Genomic DNA, 18,809 nt, shown 5'->3' with positions numbered 1-18,809 from the left:
TGTACGATCCGGGGCGACATGGCACCCGTCCGCGACAAACCGTGGCCCGAGGGCGCGGCGCTGCTCAGAGCGCTCAGCCCCGCCATGGTCGCGCTCATGGACGAGCTGCCGGACACGATGTTCTGCGCGAAGGACGTCACGGGCCGGTACGTCGCGGTCAACCCGGTGTTCGTCGCGCGGACGAACGAGCGCTCGCGCCGCGCGGTGCTGGGCCGACGCGCGCGCGACCTGTTCGTCGCGCAGCTCGCCGAGCGCTACGAGCAGCAGGACGCCGAGGTGCTGCGCGGGCGCGCGCTGCGCGGCGAGCTCGAGCGCATCCGGCGGCTCGGCGGCACGTCGGGCTGGTTCCTCACGTCCAAGCTCCCCGTGCACGACGACGCCGGTCACCTCGTGGGGATCGTCTCGGTCTCGCACGACCTGCGCGCGGGCGCGGCGGACGACGCGACGATGGGTTCCCTCGCCGCGCTCGTCGCCGCGGTCGAGGCGGACCTCGGTGCGCGCTGGACGACGGCGCGGCTCGCCGAGGCGGCGGGGTGCACGCCCGCGGTGCTCGACCGGCGGGTGCGACGCGTGTACGGCGTGACGCCGCGCCAGCTCGTGCTGCGCACCCGGGTCGACCACGCGACGCGCCTGCTCGCGGGGACCACGGTCTCGATCGGTGAGGTCGCGGCCGAGAGCGGCTTCTACGACCAGCCGTCGTTCACCCGCACGTTCGCGCGCCTGGCAGGCGAGACCCCGGCCCAGTACCGCCGCCGCACGCGCCGCTGACCGCCCGCGCCCAGCCGCCGAACCCTGGTTCTCTCCTCACCGTCTGCCCGTCCTGGGGAGAGATCCAGGGCTCGGCGAGGACCCGGTGGGGGCCGCGCGGTGGCGCGCGGCGGCGTCGGGCGCGGAGACTGGCGGTATGACCTCCTCCAGCTCCTCCCCCGGCCCTGTCCCGACCGTCGGACTGCCCGGCGGGGCGATGCCGCTGCTCGGGCTCGGGACGTGGCAGTCCGAGGGCGACGACGCGTACCGCGCCGTGCGCCACGCGCTCGACGTGGGCTACCGGCACGTCGACACCGCGACGGGCTACGGCAACGAGGCGCAGGTCGGGCGCGCGCTCGCCGACTCGGCCGTGGACCGCGACGACGTGTTCGTCACGACCAAGCTCCCGCCGGACGCCGCGGGGCGCGAGCGCGAGACGCTCGAGGCGTCGCTGCGCGACCTCGGCACGGACCACGTGGACCTGTGGCTCATCCACTGGCCGCCGGCGGGCGAGGCGTCGCCGTGGGTGTGGGAGCGGTTCGTCGAGCTGCGGAACGAGGGCAAGGCCCGGTCGATCGGGGTGAGCAACTACTCGGTCGAGCAGGTCGACGTCGTCTCGGAGCAGGTCGGTGAGGCACCCGCCGTCGACCAGATCCCCTGGAGCCCCGCCGACTACGACCACCGCCTCGCGCACGAGCTCGCGCAGCGCGGCGTCGTGCTCGAGGGGTACAGCCCGTTCAAGCGCACCGACCTCGACGCGCCGGTCCTCGCGGAGGTCGCCGCGGCGCACGGCGTCACGCCCACGCAGGTCGTGCTGCGCTGGCACCTCGACCACGGGTTCGTCGTCATCCCCAAGTCGGTGACGCCGGAGCGCATCGAGGCGAACTTCCAGGTGACCGGGTTCAGGCTCACGGCGGACGAGCTCGCGGCGATCGACGCGCTCGGACACCACCGGGGCGCGTGAGCGGCGAGCGCCCGCGCCGGGGGTAGCGTGACCCTCGGTGCCGCACACCCCCGCGGCACCGAGGAGAACCTCGAACCGGAGGAACCGTGACGACGACGTCCGTGCCGCCCACCCTCACGAGCGGCGAACCCACCCCGCACGACCCCACCCCCCGCACGACCCCGCAGCACGCCCCCGCGTCCGCCCTCGACACCGCGCACGCGCAGCTCGCCGGCGCGGTCGGGTTCCTCGGCTACGACGAGGGTCTGCACGAGATGCTCGCGACGCCGCGGCGCGAGGTGAACGTCGCCGTCCCGCTGCGGCGCGACGACGGCCGCACCGTCCTCTTCCACGGCTACCGCGTGCAGCACAACGTGTCGCGCGGCCCCGGCAAGGGCGGGCTGCGCTACTCCCCGAGCGTCGACATCGACGAGGTGCGCGCGCTCGCCATGTGGATGACGTGGAAGTGCGCCCTCGTCGACCTGCCGTACGGCGGGGCGAAGGGCGGCGTCGCGATCGACCCGCGCTGCTACTCCGAGGCCGAGCTCGAGCGCGTCACGCGCCGCTACACGTCGGAGATCATGCCGGTCATCGGCCCGGAGCGGGACATCATGGCGCCCGACATGGGCACGAGCGAGCAGACCATGGCCTGGGTCATGGACACCTACTCGGTGAACCAGGGCTACACGATCCCGGCCGTCGTGACCGGCAAGCCGATCACCGTGGGCGGGTCGCTCGGCCGCACGACGGCGACCAGCGCGGGCGTCGTGCACGTCACCGCCGCGGCGCTCGACGAGGCGGGCGTGCCGCTGTCCGACGTGAGCGTCGCGATCCAGGGCTTCGGCAAGGTCGGGTCGCACGCCGCCGCGATCTTCGCGGCCCGCGGGGCGCGCGTCGTCGCGGTGTCCGACCAGTACGGGGGCGTGCACGACCCGGACGGGCTGGACGTGCGCGGGCTGCTCGAGCACGTCGCCGCGACCGGCAGCGTGGTGGGGTTCGACCGCGCCGATCCGGTCGACAACGACGCGCTGCTCGCGCTCGACGTCGACGTGCTCGTCCCGGCCGCGGTCGAGGGCGTGCTCGACGGTGACACCGCGCGCACCGTGCGCGCCCGGTGGGTCGTCGAGGGCGCGAACGGTCCGACGACCGCGGAGGGCGACCGCGTCCTCACCAAGAACGGCGTGACGGTCGTGCCGGACGTGCTCGCGAACGCGGGCGGCGTCGTCGTGTCCTACTTCGAGTGGGTGCAGGCCAACCAGGCGTACTGGTGGACCGCGGAGGAGATCGGCGAGAAGCTCGAGCACCGCATGCTCCACGCGTACGAGGAGGTCGCGACCCTCGCACGCCGCGAGGAGCTGAGCCTGCGGGACGCCGCGCTCGTCATCGGCGTCCAGCGTGTGGCGGAGGCGCACCAGATCCGAGGCCTCTACCCCTGACCCGCGAGGCTCGGCCCCGCCGAGCACGGGCTCCGCGACCGTCCTGGGCTCGATCCGGTCGCGGATCCCGTGCTCGGCGGGTGATCAGGCGCGCGCCGGGCGGGTCGCCGCGACGACCGCGGCGACGAGCGCGACCGCGGACGCGCCGACGGCCGCCCAGGCCACGGCGGTGTCCACGAGCTCGCCCTGGAAGCGCCCGACGGCGATCCACGCGAGACCCCACGACATCGCGAGGCCGATGCCGAGGGCGACCGCGCGGCGCCCGGCGGCGAACGCCGCCCACGCGACCGACAGCGCCGCGGCGAGGACGACGAGCACGACGGACCAGCCCGTCGCGCCGAGGCCGAGCTCGCCGACGCCCGCGTCCGCGAGCGCCGCGGCGACGTTCGCGAGCGTCGCGACGCTCACCCAGCCGGTGTACAGGCCCGTCGTCCCGTCGAGGACGACGGCCTGCGCGGTCGACTCGGGCCGCCGGCGCACGAGCCGCACGACGACCACCGCGTCGACCGCGAGCAGCGCCGCGATGACGACGACGCTGAACGGGATCCACCCGGCCTGCACGACGCCGATCCACGCGGCGTTGAGGACCATGGAGACGAGGACCCACCACGCGGTCGCGCGCAGGCGCGGGCTGGTCGCGTGCCGCGGCAGCGCCTGGTAGACCGCGAACGCGAAGAGCCCGAGGTAGATCACGGACCAGATGCGGAACGCCGGGTTGTCGGGCGCCACGGGCGTCGCGGTCGAGGACAGCGCGCCTCCGGCGGTCTGCTCGACGGCCGTGCCGCCGAACGCGCCCGCGCCGTAGGCCGCGGCACCGGCGGCGACGAGCGAGCCGACGAGGACGACGACCTGACGGACGCGGTCGGAGGGCGCGGGCGCGGGGACGGCGCCCGCCGGGACGGCTGCGGTGGTCATGCTCCACCGTCGCATCGATCAGCATGCTGAGCATCCGGGGAGGGGCCGGCGGACGGAACTGGTGCCCCGGGCACACGGGCCACTATGCTCCGGCGCCAGACCGCCGCGCGGGTGCGGCGCATCGTGAGAGGCACGCCCATGACCACGACCCTGCGCGCCGCGCTGTCGGTCCTCCTCCTCGTCGGGTTCTACGTCCTCGCGCTCGGCGCCGTCGTCGGCCTCGGCGCGGCGACCGTGTGGGCTTTCTCGGCGCACATCGGCGGCGGCGCCGCGAAGCTCGGATTCATCACCGTGGTCGTCGCGGTCGGACTCGTCGTCGCGCTCGTCCGTGTCGCGCGGGCAGAGAAGCAGGAGCCCGGCGGGATGCCGCTCACGGACGACGACGCCCCGGAACTCTGGGCCACGGTCCGCGAGCTCGCGCAGGTCGCGGACACGCGCGCCCCCGACGAGATCCGGCTCGTCGCCGACGTCAATGCCGCCGTCAGCGAGGACACGCGCCTGCTCGGTCTCGTCGGCGGGACGCGCCGCCTGTACCTGGGCGTCCCGCTGCTGCAGGGCCTGACCGCCGCCCAGCTCCGGTCGGTCCTCGCGCACGAGCTCGGCCACTACTCCCGGTCCCACACCCGCCTCGGCCCGCTCACGTACCGCGGCCGTCAGTCCATGGTTTCTGTCGTGCGGGAGCTCGATGGCACGGTCGTCGCCTGGATTCTCGCGCAGTACGCCAAGTTCTTCGCTCTCGTCTCAGCCGCCGTCGGCCGCAGGCAGGAGCTGGAGGCCGATCTGCTCTCCGTCCGTGTCGCAGGACGTGACACGGCGCAGAGGGCATTGCAGGAGCTCCCGGCGCTCGACGCGGCCTGGCGCCACTTCCTGGCCCGTTACGTCGAGATCGGTTGGGAGGTGGGATACGCACCCACCCCTGAATCGGTCTTCGACGGGTTCGAGAACTTCTTGCGCGAGCGCGGGGAAGAGCTCACAGCCCTCCGGGACTCGGCGCCTCCGGCAGCCCGCTCGCTATGGGACTCCCATCCCCCGATCTCCGCACGAGTCGCCGCGATGGCGGCGGCCCGGGACGTCCCCGCTCCGGTGGACGACCGGTCGGCGACCGCACTGCTCCCCGACTTCTCAGAGCTGGCCAGCCGCCTCGTGCGGCAGTCGGTGGACTACGGCACCCGCCGCCAGGTCGACTGGGCCACGCTTGTGGCGGCATCGATGCCCCTCAACGACCAACAAGTCGCCGACGCGCTCTTCGGAGCAGCGGCGAGCGCCACGGGCACCGGCCGGTCCGACCTCTCCACACTGCTCGGCGCTGTCAGCACGGGCCGGCTGGACGATGTCCGTCGCGTGCTGATCCCGGCCACACCCCGGGAGGACGCGCACGAGCAGCTCGTGGGGATCACAGAGGCGGCCCTGCGTGCAGCCGCCGTCTCGTCGGGCGTCGCGACCTGGCGCCTGTCCTGGAGCGGCCCGATGGAGTTGACCGGCCCGAAGGGCGACGTCCTCGACCTGTCCGGCACGGCACGTCTCGCTCTCGACCCGGCCACGGCTCAGGACGTGCCGCGCCACCTGGACGGGCTCGGGATCGAGGTCGCCTCCCCCTCGCCGGGGCGCCCCACGGTACGGGTGCCCCGCGGCGCCCGCGGCGGGTTGGCGCCCGTGACGGTGGGCGGGCTGCCCCACGATGTCGTCGTCCTGCGCCACGGCATCGTCCTCGTCCGCCGCAAGGTCATGCTCAAGAGCGCCGGCTCGCGGCTCGCCGTCCTGCTCCAGACACCGGTCGAGGAGCTCGTCGCGCGCCACCGGCTCGTCGAGTTCGACGAGATCGCCCGCGTCGAGCTCCGCAAGGTCCGGCCTCTGCGCGCGCGGATCGTGCTGCGCGACGGCACGCGCCTGCGGCTGAACGTGGTCCGCGAGACGGTCCTGAGCCACGACGACGCCGATCTCGAGCTCGCGCAGCTGCTGGCGGCCTTCGTCCGCGAGGGCGAACCTGACGCCGTACCCGCCGGCTGACGTCCAGAGCGGCGCGCACCGGCATGAGAACGCCGTGGGCCCGCCGTCGAACACGACATGAGGGTCGTTGTCCCGTGGATAACGACCCTCATGTCGTGTTCGACTCGGTGGGGCCGGGGGCCGAGGCGGTCAGGACAGGGGCTGGCGGTCGGCCCAGGCCGTGAGCGTCGTGCGCGGGCCCGTGAAGAACGGGACCTCCTCGCGCACGTGGCGGCGGGCCTCCGTGGCGCGCAGCTCGCGCATGAGGTCGACGATCCGGTGCAGCTCGTCGGCCTCGAACGCGAGGATCCACTCGTAGTCGCCGAGCGCGAACGACGCGACCGTGTTGGCGCGCACGTCCGGGTAGTCCTTCGCCGCGAGGCCGTGGTCGCGCAGCATGGTGCGGCGCTCGGCGTCGGGCAGGAGGTACCAGTCGTAGGAGCGCACGAACGGGTACACGCTGAGGTAGTCGCGCGGCGCCTCCCCCGCGAGGAACGCAGGCACGTGGCCGCGGTTGAACTCGGCCGGGCGGTGCAGCGCCGCGTTCGACCACACCGGCTCCAGGTGCGCCCCGAGGCCGCTCGCGCGCAGGCGCTGGTAGGCGCCCTGGACGGACTCGATCGTCGGGCCGTGCCACCACACCATGAGGTCGGCGTCCGAGCGCAGGCCCGCGACGTCGTACCACCCGCGCACGACGAGGTCGCCGTCGGTCGCCGCCGGGTCGTCGCCGCCGCCGACCGCGGTCAGCGCGTCGGCCACGAGGCCTGCCCGCTCGTCGGCGTCGGCGGGCAGGGGCGCCGCCGTCGCGAAGACGGACCACATCGCGTAGCGGATGGTGGTGTTGATCTGCTCGTGGTCCGCGGGGACGCGCGCGGCGTCGTTCATCGGGGTTCCTCCCTGGTCGGTGCGGGATCTTCGCCGCGGTGGCTCAGCTGTGGATGTCGGTGCTGCACAGCGCGGGGACGCCGCTCGGCTCGCCGTCGCGACGCAGGCAGCAGCCCGGCGCGCACACCGACCGGAACGCCGGGAGGTCGCCGACGGTGGCCTCCTCGACGGCCTCGCCGCGCGCGAGGGCCGCGCGCTCGACGAGCAGGTCGACCAGCCCGCGCACGAACGGCTCGCGCGTGCCGACGGTCCCGGCACGGACCGCGGTCATCCCGAGCCCGGTCGCCGTCTCCATCGCCTCGGTGTCGAGGTCGTACGCGACCTCCATGTGGTCCGACACGAAGCCGATCGGCGAGAGCACGACGTCGCGGACGCCGTCCTGCGCGAGGGCCTCCAGGTGGTCGTTGACGTCGGGCTCGAGCCACGGCTGGCTCGGCGGCCCCGAGCGCGAGCAGTACGCGAGGTCCCACGCGACGTCGTGCCCGAGGCGCGCCGACACCTCGGCGGCGATCACGCGCGCGAGGTCGAGGTGCTGCTCCGAGTACGTCGCGTGCGAGACGCGCGACGCGGCCTCCATCGTGTCCGGGATGGAGTGCGTGACGAACACGAGGCGCGCGGCGGCGCCGTCGCCGCCCTTGGCCGCGAGCGCCGCGTAGCCGTCGAGGACGGCGTCGACGTTCGCCTGCGCGAAGCCGGGGTGGTTGAAGTAGGAGCGCACCTTGTCGAACTGCACGCCCGTCGAGCCGTCGGGGCCGAGCTGGCCGCGCCCGTCGAGCACGACCGCGAGGTCCTCGCGGTACTGGCGGCAGCCGGAGTACGACGAGTACGCGGACGTCACGAGCGCGACCGCGTTCTTCGCGCCCAGCGCCTCGAGCTCGTCGATCGCGTCGGTCGTGTACGGCTCCCAGTTGCGGTTGCCCCACACGACGGGCAGCTCGACGCCGCGGCGCGCGAGCTCGGCCTCGAGCGCGGCCTTGAGCGCGAGGTTCTGCTCGTTGATGGGGCTCTTGCCGCCGAAGCCGTAGTAGTGCTCGCCGACCTCCTCGAGGCGCGAGTCCGGGATGCCCTTGCCCGCGGTGACGTTGCGCAGGAACGGCACGACGTCCTCGGGCTTGTTGGGCCCGCCGAACGAGTAGAGCAGCAGGGCGTCGTAGGGGCGCAGGTCGGGGGTGGGACCGGGGTCGACGTCGCTCGTGGGGGCGCTGGCGGACGCAGCGGGCGCGGCGGCCCGGCCCGTGTCGGCAGCGACGTCCTGGGGGGAGAACGGGGGCATGCTCCCGATCATGGCACCTGCTCCGACCCCCGCCCGCCCGGAAGCGGACCGGAGGGACGTGACATTGACGGGACAGAGTGTCACCTCGTCCGGTCACCTCGCCCGGCCCCCTAGACTCGGCCTCGCTCGCTCCTCGGGCCGGGCACCGGGCACCGTCGCCCGCCGCGCAGGACCGCCCGAGCCGGACCACGTGGAGGTGGAGCGGTGCCGCTCCCGGAGATCACCGAGCGCGTGCCGCTCACCCTGCCCGACGGCCTGCTCGACCGCCGCTCGATCGGCTGGGCGCGCCAGCCGCTCGTCGACACGTCCGGCGTCGCGCGGGACGGCCGCCGCCATGCGGGCCGGAACAAGCGCTGGGAGTACTGGGGCGTCGTCACCCCGACGCACGTGCTCGCGCTGACGGTGTCCTCGCTCGACTACGCGGCGGTGCACGAGGTCTGGGCACTGGACCGGGAGTCCGGCCGCACGTGGGGCGCGGGCGCGACCGTCGTGCCCGCGCGCGGCGTCGAGCTGCCCGGCTCGCTCGGCGACGGTCCCGCCCGCGCACGGGCGAAGAACCTCGCGATCGACCTCGACGAGGTCGACGGCGGGACGCGCCTGCGGGCGCGGACCCGCGACGTCTCGTTCGACGTCGTCGCCGAGCTGCCGCCCGGGCACGAGCGGCTCGCCGTCGTCGTGCCGTGGAGCGACTCGCGCTTCCAGTACACGGTCAAGGACGTCGCCCGCCCGGCGCACGGCACGCTGTGGGTCGACGGCCGGACGGTCGACGTTCCCGCCGGGTCGTCGTGGGCCGTCCTCGACCACGGCCGCGGGCGCTGGCCGTACGACGTCCGGTGGAACTGGGGCGCGGGCTCGGGCGAGAGCCACGGGCGGGTCGTCGGGATCCAGGTGGGCGGACGGTGGACCGTCGGCACGGGGTCGACCGAGAACGCGGTCCTCGTCGACGGGCGGATCCAGCACCTCCCCGACGAGCTCGCGTGGGACTACGACCTCGCCCACCCGCACCGGCCGTGGCGGGTCACCGGCGGCGGGCTCGACGCGACGTTCGAGCCCTTCCACACGAAGGTCACGCGGACGCACCTCGGCGTCGTCTCGTCGTCGACCGACCAGTGCTTCGGCCACTGGTCCGGCACGTTCACGCCACCCGCCGCGGGGACCGACCGCGACGCCGCACCGGAGCCGGTGCGGTTCGACGGCCTCGTCGGCTGGGCCGAGGAGGTCCACAACCGCTGGTGACAACCCGCCGTCGGGCCCCGCTCCCCCGACGACCCTGCTCTCGGTCGAGAACGACTTCGGTGTCGTCATCCCTCGGACGACGACACCGAAGTCGTGTTCGGCAGCGGGCCGAAGGTCAGCCCTTGACCGCTCCGCCCAGGCCGGCGCCCTGGAGGAACATGCGCTGGAAGACGAGGAACAGGCCCACCGGGATGAGCGTCGAGATCGCGAGGGCCGCGAGGAACACGCCGAGGTCGGTCGACGCCTCGATGGACGGCAGGCGCACGGACAGCGGCTGGATCGCCGGGTCCTTGAGGACCAGCAGCGGCCAGAGGAAGTCCTTCCACGCCGCGATGACCGCGAAGACCGAGACCACGCCGATGATCGGCTTGGACATCGGCAGCACGATCGACCAGAACAGCCGGTACGGCCCGGCGCCGTCCATGCGGGCGGCCTCGAACACCTCGCGCGGGAGGCTGTCGAAGAACCGCTGGACCAGCAGCACGTTGAACGCGCTCGCACCCGCCGGGAGCCACACGGCCCAGAAGCTGTTGATGAGCGACCGGCCGAGCAGCGGCGGGTCGAGGATCGTCAGGTACAGCGGGACGAGCAGCACGATCGCGGGGACGAACATGGTCGACAGGACGAGCGCCTGGACGACCTTCCCGTACTTCGGCCGCAGGACGGACAGCGCGTAGCCGCCCGTCGTCGCGACGAGGATCTGCGACGCCCACGACCCGACCGCGAGCCAGATCGTGTTGAGGAAGTACCGGCTGACCTGGACGTCGTTCCACGCCTTGTCGAGGTTGTCCCACGCGATGCCGTTCGGGAAGATCGCCATCGGGGTGCGCAGGATGTCCTGGGTCGGCGTGACGGCGTACTTGGCGAGCAGCAGCATCGGGCCGAGCCCGGCGACCACGAGGATCACGAGCAGCAGCACGTGCGTGCTGCCCATCCCCCACCGGATCGACGGGCGGCGCCAGTCCGCCTCGGAGAGCGCGCCACGGTCCTCGACGCCGTCGAGCGCCTTGCGACGGCGGGCGCGCACCCTGCGGCGCTCGGACTCGCGCCGGGAGCGGCTCGCCTCGGCGGCGCGTCGGGCCGTGCCCGTGCCGTCCGTCGGGACCGCCGGCGTGCTGTCGGCCGTCGCCGCGGAGTCCTGCGAGACGACGCCGATCTCGCTCGGGTTGTCGGTGGGCGAGAGAGTCATGACGTGCTCCAGGACCGGGTGAGCCGGAAGTAGAGGATCGAGAAGACCGCGAGGACGGCCGCGAGCATGATCGACAGCGCGGTCGCCGCCCCGTAGTCGCCGCCGAGGCTGTTCTGGAAGGCGTAGCGGTAGATGAGCAGCAGGATCGTCAGGGTCGCGTTGTTCGGCCCGCCGCCCGTGAACAGGTAGGGCTCGAGGAACACCTGCGCGGTCCCGATGACCTGGAGGATCAGCGTGATGAACAGGACGCCGCGCAGGGCCGGGAGCGTGACGTGCCAGATCTTGCGCCACAGCCCCGCGCCGTCCACCTCGGAGGCGTCGTAGAGCTCGGGCGGCACGCTCGTCAGGGCGGCGAGGTAGATGATGATCGTCCCGCCCGCGCCGGCCCACGTGGCGGCGAGCACCAGCGACGGCATGGCCGTCGAGGCGTCCTGGAGCCACGGGTACGGGCCGAGGCCGACCCAGCCGAGGATCGTGTTGAACACGCCCGTCGGGCTGCCGTTGTAGAAGAACTTCCACAGCAGCACGGCGACGACCGGCGGCACGACGACCGGCAGGTAGGCGAGCGCGGAGTACAGCCCGCGCGCCCGGCGGACCTCGCGCATGAGGACGGCCGCGATCAGCGGGATCGGGTACCCGAACAGGAGCGCGAGGAACGCGAAGTACAGCGTGTTCTTCACGGCCTTCCACAGGAGCGGGTCGTTCAGCACCTGACGGAAGTTGTCGAGCCCGACGAACGTCGGGTCGCTCACGAGGTTCGTCTCCTGGAAGCTCATGATCACCGCGCGCACGATGGGGAACCACGAGAAGACGCCGAAGATCAGGATGAGCGGCAGCAGGAACACGAGGTTGCTCAGGCCGCCGCCACGGAACCACGTCACGGGGCTGCGGCGTCGGCCGTCGCGGTCGGCCCGCGCGTGGGAGGCGGGTCCCCGTCGCGGCGGGGCGGTGGTGGCGGTCACGGGCGAACGTCCTTCGGTGCGGTGGGGAGGTGCCCGACGACGCGAGGTGCGTCGCGCCGTCGGGCACCGGCGGGGTTCGGGTCGGCCGGCAGGGGGCGCTGCCGGCCGACCCGGGTCTGCGGGTCGCGCGGCCCGTACGGACCGCGCGACCGCGGGGCGTCAGCCCTGGTCGAGCAGGGCCTGCGCCTCGGTGTTCGCCTGCTCCAGCAGCGCGTCCACGTCGGCGTTCTCGTCCGTCAGGACGGCCTGGACGACCGGGTCGAGCAGCGCGTAGATCTCCTGCGTCTTCTGCGACGGCTCACCGACGAGCGGCAGGTCGAACATCGTGTCCGTGTAGCTCGTCATCTGGTCGAGCGGGACGTTGATGTAGTCCTTGATCCACTCCTGGTTCTGCTCGTACTGCTCCTGGGAGAACATCGGCAGGACCGGGGTGCCCACGGGCTGGTCGTTCGCGACGAGCGTCTCGGCGTCGGCGACCGCGCGCTTCTCGTCGACGAGCTTGGCGAGGTAGAAGAAGTCGATCCACTTGATCGCGGCCTCCTTCTTGGACTCGTCCACGTTGGCCGGCATCGCGGCGAGCGTGCCGCCCGTGAGGACGCCCGCGTCGTCGCCCTCGAGCGGGAGCGCCGCGAGGCCGTAGGTGGCGGGGTCGACCGCGTTCGTCTGGACGAGCGACGTGAAGACGTCGGAGCCCGACGTGTACATCGCGACCTGGCCGGCGGCGAACGCCTGGTTCATCGTGCCCCAGTCGAGGAGGAAGTTGCTCCCGAGGGAGTTGTCCTCCCAGCGCATGGCCTTGAGCCACTCGAGCGCTTCCTTGGTGCCGTCGTTGGTGAGCGTGGAGGTGGCGGTCCCGTCCTCCGCGACCTCCTGCGTGCGGCCACCGCGCGCGAACGTGTTGACCGTGAGCTGCCAGCCGCCCGTGTTGTTCTGCGACATCTGCATGTAGCCCGCGACGCCGGGGTTGGCGTCCGCGATCTTCTTCGCGTCCTCGCGGACCTCGTCCCACGTGGTCGGCGGCTGGTCGGGGTCGAGCCCGGCCGACTCGAAGAGCGCGCGGTTGTAGTGCAGGCCCACGCCGTAGACGTTCTTCGCGGGGATCGCGTAGACGTGGCCGTCGGCGCCCGTCCCGGCCTCGATGATCGCCGGGTTGAACTTGTCGGCGTAGGGCAGGGTGCGGAACTGCTCGTCGAGGTCGGCGAGCTGGCCGTTCTCGACGAGCGTCTTCGCGTCGGTGAACGGGATCTCGAAGACGTCGGGCAGCGTGCCGCCGGCGAGCTGGGGGGCGAACGTCGTCGCCTTCCACTCGTACTCCTCCGGCACGATGTCGATGTCCGGGTTCGCGGCCTCGAACTCCTCGACCTGCGCGTTGAAGGCGTCGATCGCCTCCTGCTCGGAGCCCGGGAGGAGGGAGACCACCTTGAGGGTGACCTTCCCGTCGCCGTCCGAGCCGCTGCTCTCGTCGTCGCTGCCCGAGCCGCCGCTCGAGCACGCGGCGAGCGTGCTGATCGCGAGCGCCCCCGCGAGGGTGAAGGCGATCGCCTGACGTGTGGACTTCATCGTCACTCCTGTGTTCCGGTGGTGCTGGTTGGGTGTGCTGGGTGGGTGCTGGGTGTCCGGGCCGACCGGCTCGCGGCCCGGGGACTGGTGGCGGTCAGGCCGCGTGCCGGCCCGTGCGCGGTGTCATGCGCGCAGCCAGACCGCGGTGTCGGGGGCGAGGCGCGTCGGTGGCTCCGACACGTCCGCCCCGTGCGAGGTGCCGCTGTGGAGGAGGACCTCGGCGTCCGCGGGCAGCGGCACGTCCTCGGCCCCGAGGTTGACGACGCACGTGACCGCGCGGTCGTCGTCGCCGCGGGTGTCCTCGCGGACGAACGCGAGCACGTCGTCGCCGAGCGCGACCCCTCCCAGGGAGTCGAGCCAGCGGAACGCCTCGCCGTGCAGCGCGGGCTCGGCGCGCCGCGTCGCGAGGACGCGGCGGTAGAGCGTGAGCATCGACGTCTCGTCGTCGGCCTGCGCCTCGACCGAGAGCTCCCCCCAGCCCGCGGGCTGGGGCAGCCAGGGCCGCGCGCCGCCGTCGGGCCCGAACCCGTTGCTCGTGCCGCCGCGCGTCCACGGGAGCGGGACGCGGCAGCCGTCGCGGCCGGGGTCGACGCCGTCGGAGCGGAAGTGCATGGGGTCCTGGATCGCGTCGAGCGGCAGGTCCTCGACCTCGGGAAGCCCGAGCTCGTCCCCCTGGTAGAGGTAGAGCGAGCCGGGCAGCGCGGCGGAGAGCAGCGCGGCGGCGCGGGCCCGACGGCGCCCGGTCTCCAGGTCCGTCGGCGTGCCGAAGCGCTTGGTCGCGAACGCGAACGAGCTGTCCTCGCGGCCGTACCGCGTCACCGGGCGCGTGACGTCGTGGTTCGAGAGCACCCACGTCGCGGGCGCCGCGACCGGGGCGTGCGCGTCGAGCGTCGTCTGCACGGACTCGCGCAGCGCCTTCGCGTCCCACGGGCGCGCCATGAAGTCGAAGTTGAACGCCGTGTGCATCTCGTCCGGGCGCAGGTACTGGGCGAACCGGGCGCGGTCCGCGAGCCACACCTCGCCCACGAGCACGCGGGGCTCCTCGTAGGAGTCCGCGACGGCGCGCCAGCCGCGGTAGATGTCGTGCAGCTCGTCGCGGTCGACGTGCGGGTGCTCGCCCGGGCCGGGGTGGGCCGGGACCTCGGGCAGCGCCGGGTCCTTGACGAGCTGGGCCGCCGAGTCGATGCGGATGCCCGCGGCGCCGCGGTCGAACCAGAACCGCAGGATGTCCTCGTGCTCGCGGCGCACGTCGGGGTGGTTCCAGTTGAGGTCCGGCTGCTCGGGCGCGAACACGTGCAGGTACCACTCGCCGGGCGTGCCGTCGGGGTTCGTCGTGCGCGTCCACGTGCTGCCCTGGAACTCCGAGACCCAGCGCGTCGGGATCTGGGAGCCGTCCTCACCCTTGCCCGGGTGGAACCAGAAGCGCTCGCGCTCGGGCGACCCGGGGCCGGCGGCGAGGGCGGCCTTGAACCACTCGTGCTCGGACGAGACGTGGTTGGGGACGACGTCGATGATCGTGCGGATGCCGAGCTCGCGCGCCTCCGCGATGAGCTGCTCCGCCTCGGCGAGCGAGCCGAACTGGGGGTCGATCGCGCGGTAGTCCGCGACGTCGTAGCCGCCGTCGGCGAGCGGCGACACGTACCAGGGGGTGAACCAGATCGCGTCGACGCCGAGGTCGCGCAGGTAGGTGAGGTGCTGGCGGACGCCCGCGAGGTCGCCCGTGCCGTCGCCGTTCCCGTCCGCAAAGCTGCGCACGTACACCTGGTAGATCACGGCGCTGCGCCACCAGTCGGGCGACGCCGCCCCCGGCTCCCGCACCGCCTGCGCGAGGGTCGCGTCGGGGGTGGGTTCGCCGTCGGCGACTCGGGGGTGATCGTTGCTCACCGCGTCCTCTTCCGTGAGTTCGTGGGCTGCACGTCCGTGGGTCCGTGCCTTCGCCAGCTGCTGCGCACTGCGTCGTTCCGACCGGGTGGGTCCCCGGGACGGCCGTCGTGCACCGGGTGCCCGACCGCGCCGTCGTGGACGACTGTAACTAGACGACAGGATACGCGCAAGAACCCGACAGTGCCGTTATCGAAACGCTATCTCTCGACGTCGAGAGACCTACGCCCGCTTGCGAAGCCCTCCTCGCGGGAGCCCGCCCGCGCCGACGACGCGTCCCGCCGGCGCCGAACCCGGGCTCTCTCCCCACGCACGAGCACGGGTCAGGAGAGATCCCGGGTTCGACGTCGACGCGAGGGCACGACGACGAGGGCCCCGGGCCGGCGCGCGAGCGGCCGGGCCGAGGCCCTGGAGGGGTGGGGTGCAGGCTAGGAGGAGGTGGCCTCGCGGCCGGCGGCGTGCGCGGCGGCGGTCGAGCCGCGCACGACGAGCTCGGGCTCGAACAGGAGCTCGTCGCGCGAGACGTCGGCGCCGGCGATCATGCTCGCGAGCAGGTCGACGGCGGCCCGGCCCATCGGCTCGATGGGCTGGCGGACCGTCGTCAGCGCCGGGTCGGTGGAGTTCATGAGGTTCGAGTCGTCGTAGCCGACGACGGAGACGTCGCTCGGCACGTCGAGGCCGGCACGCCGCACCGCGCGGACGGCGCCCAGGGCGAGCGGGTCGCTCGCGCAGACGATCGCCGTCGCGCCGGCCTCGAGCAGCCGGTTCGCCGCGGCCTGCCCGCTCTCGAGCGAGTACTGGCTGTGCACGACGAGCGCCGGGTCGAGCACGTGGCCCTGCCGCTCGGCGAACGCCTGCGCCGCGGCGAGCTTGCGCTCGGACGGCACGTGGTCCGCCGGCCCGAGCAGCAGGCCGACCTTCTCGTGGCCGAGCGAGAGCACGTGGCCGAGCGCCTGGTTCATCGCGACGAGGTCGTCGCACGAGACGCGCGGGAAGTCGAGGTCCTCGATCGAGGCGTTCATGAGCACCACCGGCAGGCCGAGCTTCTCGAGGCGGCGGAAGTGCGCGTGGTCGGCCAGGCGCTCGGCGTAGAAGCCGCCCGCGAAGATCACGCCCGACACGTGCTGCCCCAGGAGCAGGTCGATGTACTCGGCCTCCGTCACGCCGCCCGCGGTCCGCGTGCACAGCACCGGGGTGAAGCCCTGCTGCGCGAGCGCGCCGCCGATGACCTCGGCGAACGCCGGGAAGATCGGGTTGACGAGCTCGGGGAGCACGAGCCCGACGAGGCGCCCGCGCTCGCCGCGCAGCTTGGTCGGCCGCTCGTAGCCGAGCACGTCGAGCGCGGTGAGCACCGCGTCGCGCGTCGCCTGCGACACGCCGGGCTTCCCGTTGAGCACGCGGCTCACCGTGGCCTCGCTGACACCGACCTTGGTGGCGACCTCCGCCAGACGTCTCGACATGCCGTCGACTATACGCGCCATTGCAAGCCGCTTGCGTGATTCCGGCCCACCCGAACGCACGCTTGCGTCAAGACGGTTCGCGCGGCTCCGCGCCGCCCCCCGCCTCTGCCGAACACGACATGACGGTCGTTCTGGCGCTCATACCGACCGCCATGTCGTGCTCGGCGCGGGGTCGGGGCGTGGTCGGGGCGTGGTCGGGGCCGGACGGGGGTGGGGGCGGCGCGGGTGGGGGGGTGGGGGGTGGGGAGTCAACGGGGGTTGCGGCTAGGCTCGTTCGGTGTCCTTTCAAAAGGTGCCCGCGCCACGCCCCGAGCCCATCACGGACCCCTTCGGGATCCTCCCTGCTCCGGTGGCGCTGACGCCCGGCGCAGGGACGACGGCGATCCTCGACGGGACGCGGGTCGTCGCGGACCCGGCGCTGCGCGCCGCCGCCCGCTGGTGGCGCCGTACGACCGAGGACGCCTTCGGCCTCGATCTCGTGCCGGCCGGTCCCTCGACCCCTCTCCCCGTCGGGCCCCCGACCCCGCTCCCGGTCGACCGCACGGCACCGGCGCCCTCCGACGCCCCTCCCGTGGTGAGGTTCGGGCTCGACGGCGACCTGCCGCCGTCGGGCTACCGCCTCACGGTCGACGCCGCCGGGGTCCGCGTGGACGCCGGCGACCTCGACGGCGCCCACGCCGCCGCGCAGACGCTCCGCCAGCTCGCCGGCCCGGGCGCGTTCCGCCGCGCCCCGGCCGACGCCGCGGCCACGCCGACGCTCGCCCTCCCGCACGTCACGATCGCCGACCACCCCCGGTTCCCCTGGCGCGGCGTGCTGCTCGACGTCGCGCGCCACTTCCTGCCCAAGGCCGACGTCCTGCGGTTCGTCGACCTCGCCGCCGCGCACCGGCTCAACGTGCTGCAGCTCCACCTCACCGACGACCAGGGCTGGCGCATGGAGATCGCGCGCTACCCCCGGCTCACCGAGGTCGGGGCGTGGCGCAGCGAGTCGGGCGTCGGCACGTGGCGCGCCGGTGTCTTCGACGGCCGCCCGCACGGCGGCTTCTACACGCAGGACGACCTGCGCGAGATCGTCGCGTACGCGCGCGAGCGCGGCGTGACCGTCGTGCCGGAGATCGACGCCCCGGGTCACGTCGAGGCCGCCGTGGCGGCGTACCCCGAGCTCGGCACGCGCAAGCAGCCGCACGAGGTCCGCACCACGTGGGGGGTGAGCACGGAGGTGCTCGACCCGTCCGAGGAGTCGCTGACGTTCTTCCGGCACGTGCTCGACGAGGTGCTCGAGGTGTTCGACGCCCCGTTCGTCGCGATCGGCGGCGACGAGGTGCCGACGACGCTGTGGCGCGAGAACCCCACGATCGTGGCGCGCGCCGAGGCGCTCGGCCTCGACGACGTCGGCGGGCTGCACGGCTGGTTCCTCGCACGGCTCGCGGAGCACGTCGCGTCGCGCGGGCGCCGCGCGGTCGTGTGGGACGAGGCGTTCGGCCCCGCGCTCCCGCGCGACGTGGTCGTGACGTCGTGGCGCGGCTGGGCGGTCGGGGCGGACGCGCTCGCCGCCGGCCACGACGTCGTCATGGCCCCGGAGCAGGTCGTCTACCTCGACCACCGCGGCGGCGACACCCCGGACGAGCCGGTGCCCGTCGGCTTCCTCACGACCCTCGACGACGTGTACGCGTTCGAGCCGCTGCCGTCGGAGCTCGCCGGCTCGCGAGCGGACTCGGAGCCCCACGCGAGCAGCGACCGGCCGGGCGTCCTGCTCGGCGGCCAGGCCGAGCTCTGGTCCGAGCACCTCGACTCCGCCCGCCGGGTCGACTACGCCGCGTTCCCGCGCCTCGCGGCGTTCGCGGAGGTCATGTGGTCACCCGAGGCCGACCGGTCCCCCGGCTCGCCCGCGTCGCGCGCGTTCCGCGAGCGACTGGTGACGCATCACCTGCCGCGCCTCGACGCGGCCGGCGTGGAGTACCGCCCGCTCGACGGGCCGCACCCGTGGCAGACTCGCCCGGGCGTCGCGGGTTGGCCGCGCGACCGCGCGGCCGAGCTCGCCGCGGGCGGCCTGCGCGGTGTGGGCGGCTGGGTCGAGGGCCGCGACGAGGACGAGGGAGGCCCCGCGTGAGCGCGCTCGTGGTCCGTGGCGCCCGGCTGGTCGGGCCCGACGGCGGTGCCTCCTCCCCGGTGGACGTGACGGTCCGTGGGGGCCGGGTCGAGAGCGTCGGCCCCGCGGCCGGGGCGCGGGCGCTGCCCGAGGATGTGGTGGTGCTCGACGCGGGCGGGCGGCTGGTGCTGCCGGGGTTCGTGGACGCGCACGTGCACGGCGAGGCCGCGGTCCTGGACGAGGACGT

Annotated in this window: 14 protein-coding genes and 1 pseudogene; 7 read left to right on the top strand and 8 right to left on the bottom strand. The window is 73.8% G+C overall.

Annotated features, from left to right (window positions below):
- The first annotated feature begins 18 nt into the window (after positions 1 to 18).
- The 3 genes from ACTJIY_RS10235 (at position 19) to ACTJIY_RS10225 (ending at position 3,126) form a co-directional block, all read left to right on the top strand.
- Complete coding sequence (locus tag ACTJIY_RS10235; protein WP_440675047.1) at positions 19 to 768, top strand: helix-turn-helix domain-containing protein; 750 nt, start codon at positions 19 to 21, stop codon at positions 766 to 768.
- A gap of 136 nt (positions 769 to 904) precedes the next feature.
- Positions 905 to 1,711, top strand: a complete 807-nt coding sequence (locus ACTJIY_RS10230) for an aldo/keto reductase (protein ID WP_440675048.1) — start codon at positions 905 to 907, stop codon at positions 1,709 to 1,711.
- A gap of 86 nt (positions 1,712 to 1,797) precedes the next feature.
- Positions 1,798 to 3,126 carry a Glu/Leu/Phe/Val family dehydrogenase gene (locus ACTJIY_RS10225; protein WP_440675049.1) on the top strand — a complete coding sequence of 443 codons (1,329 nt, stop codon included), beginning with the start codon at positions 1,798 to 1,800 and terminating at the stop codon, positions 3,124 to 3,126.
- 84 nt (positions 3,127 to 3,210) lie between these two features.
- Here the strand turns inward: ACTJIY_RS10225 and ACTJIY_RS10220 are convergent, their stop codons facing one another.
- Complete coding sequence (locus ACTJIY_RS10220) at positions 3,211 to 4,041, bottom strand: tryptophan-rich sensory protein (RefSeq protein WP_353708655.1); 831 nt, start codon at positions 4,039 to 4,041, stop codon at positions 3,211 to 3,213.
- A 138-nt stretch (positions 4,042 to 4,179) separates the two neighbouring features.
- Here ACTJIY_RS10220 and ACTJIY_RS10215 point away from each other — a divergent pair, with 138 nt between their 5' ends.
- Positions 4,180 to 6,048 (top strand): M48 family metallopeptidase, encoded by a 1,869-nt coding sequence (locus tag ACTJIY_RS10215; RefSeq protein WP_440675050.1) that lies wholly within the window; start codon positions 4,180 to 4,182, stop codon positions 6,046 to 6,048.
- Between the two features lie 129 nt (positions 6,049 to 6,177).
- On the opposite strand, the gene hemQ is transcribed toward ACTJIY_RS10215, so the two are convergent.
- A complete protein-coding gene (gene hemQ, locus ACTJIY_RS10210) occupies positions 6,178 to 6,912 on the bottom strand; it encodes a hydrogen peroxide-dependent heme synthase (RefSeq protein WP_440675051.1) in 735 nt (244 codons plus the stop codon).
- 43 nt (positions 6,913 to 6,955) lie between these two features.
- Positions 6,956 to 8,185 (bottom strand): ferrochelatase, encoded by a 1,230-nt coding sequence (locus ACTJIY_RS10205; protein WP_440675052.1) that lies wholly within the window; start codon positions 8,183 to 8,185, stop codon positions 6,956 to 6,958.
- 204 nt (positions 8,186 to 8,389) lie between these two features.
- Between ACTJIY_RS10205 and ACTJIY_RS10200 the strand changes: the two genes are divergently transcribed.
- Positions 8,390 to 9,421 (top strand): DUF2804 domain-containing protein, encoded by a 1,032-nt coding sequence (locus ACTJIY_RS10200; protein WP_440675053.1) that lies wholly within the window; start codon positions 8,390 to 8,392, stop codon positions 9,419 to 9,421.
- A gap of 115 nt (positions 9,422 to 9,536) precedes the next feature.
- Here ACTJIY_RS10200 and ACTJIY_RS10195 read toward each other — a convergent pair whose 3' ends face one another.
- The 5 genes from ACTJIY_RS10195 to ACTJIY_RS10175 form a co-directional block, all read right to left on the bottom strand.
- Positions 9,537 to 10,610, bottom strand: a complete 1,074-nt coding sequence (locus tag ACTJIY_RS10195) for a carbohydrate ABC transporter permease (RefSeq protein ID WP_353708650.1) — start codon at positions 10,608 to 10,610, stop codon at positions 9,537 to 9,539.
- The gene (locus tag ACTJIY_RS10190) at positions 10,607 to 11,572 is read right to left on the bottom strand and encodes a carbohydrate ABC transporter permease (RefSeq protein ID WP_374615002.1); all 966 of its coding nucleotides are present in this window, start codon (positions 11,570 to 11,572) and stop codon (positions 10,607 to 10,609) included. Before ACTJIY_RS10190 ends, ACTJIY_RS10195 begins: the two co-directional genes overlap by 4 nt.
- Positions 11,573 to 11,731: 159 nt before the next feature.
- On the bottom strand, positions 11,732 to 13,132 hold the full coding sequence (locus tag ACTJIY_RS10185; RefSeq protein ID WP_253053072.1) for an ABC transporter substrate-binding protein: 1,401 nt from the start codon (positions 13,130 to 13,132) through the stop codon (positions 11,732 to 11,734).
- 123 nt (positions 13,133 to 13,255) lie between these two features.
- Positions 13,256 to 14,950: a glycoside hydrolase family 13 protein gene (locus tag ACTJIY_RS10180; protein WP_440675055.1), complete on the bottom strand. Its 1,695-nt coding sequence runs from the start codon at positions 14,948 to 14,950 to the stop codon at positions 13,256 to 13,258.
- A 491-nt stretch (positions 14,951 to 15,441) separates the two neighbouring features.
- Positions 15,442 to 16,473 carry a LacI family DNA-binding transcriptional regulator gene (locus ACTJIY_RS10175; RefSeq protein ID WP_253053070.1) on the bottom strand — a complete coding sequence of 344 codons (1,032 nt, stop codon included), beginning with the start codon at positions 16,471 to 16,473 and terminating at the stop codon, positions 15,442 to 15,444.
- 277 nt (positions 16,474 to 16,750) lie between these two features.
- Here ACTJIY_RS10175 and ACTJIY_RS10170 point away from each other — a divergent pair, with 277 nt between their 5' ends.
- Both ACTJIY_RS10170 and ACTJIY_RS10165 read left to right on the top strand, forming a co-directional pair.
- Positions 16,751 to 18,583: a beta-N-acetylhexosaminidase gene (locus ACTJIY_RS10170; RefSeq protein ID WP_440675054.1), complete on the top strand. Its 1,833-nt coding sequence runs from the start codon at positions 16,751 to 16,753 to the stop codon at positions 18,581 to 18,583.
- Positions 18,580 to 18,809 (top strand): annotated as a pseudogene (locus ACTJIY_RS10165) (hypothetical protein); the annotation flags it as partial. The gene ACTJIY_RS10170 and the pseudogene ACTJIY_RS10165, both read left to right, overlap by 4 nt.

This window comes from Cellulosimicrobium sp. 22598, assembly GCF_052044445.1.
GTDB classification, from domain to species: Bacteria; Actinomycetota; Actinomycetes; order Actinomycetales; family Cellulomonadaceae; genus Cellulosimicrobium; species Cellulosimicrobium cellulans_G.
This window is presented reverse-complemented; position numbering and strand designations above follow the sequence as displayed.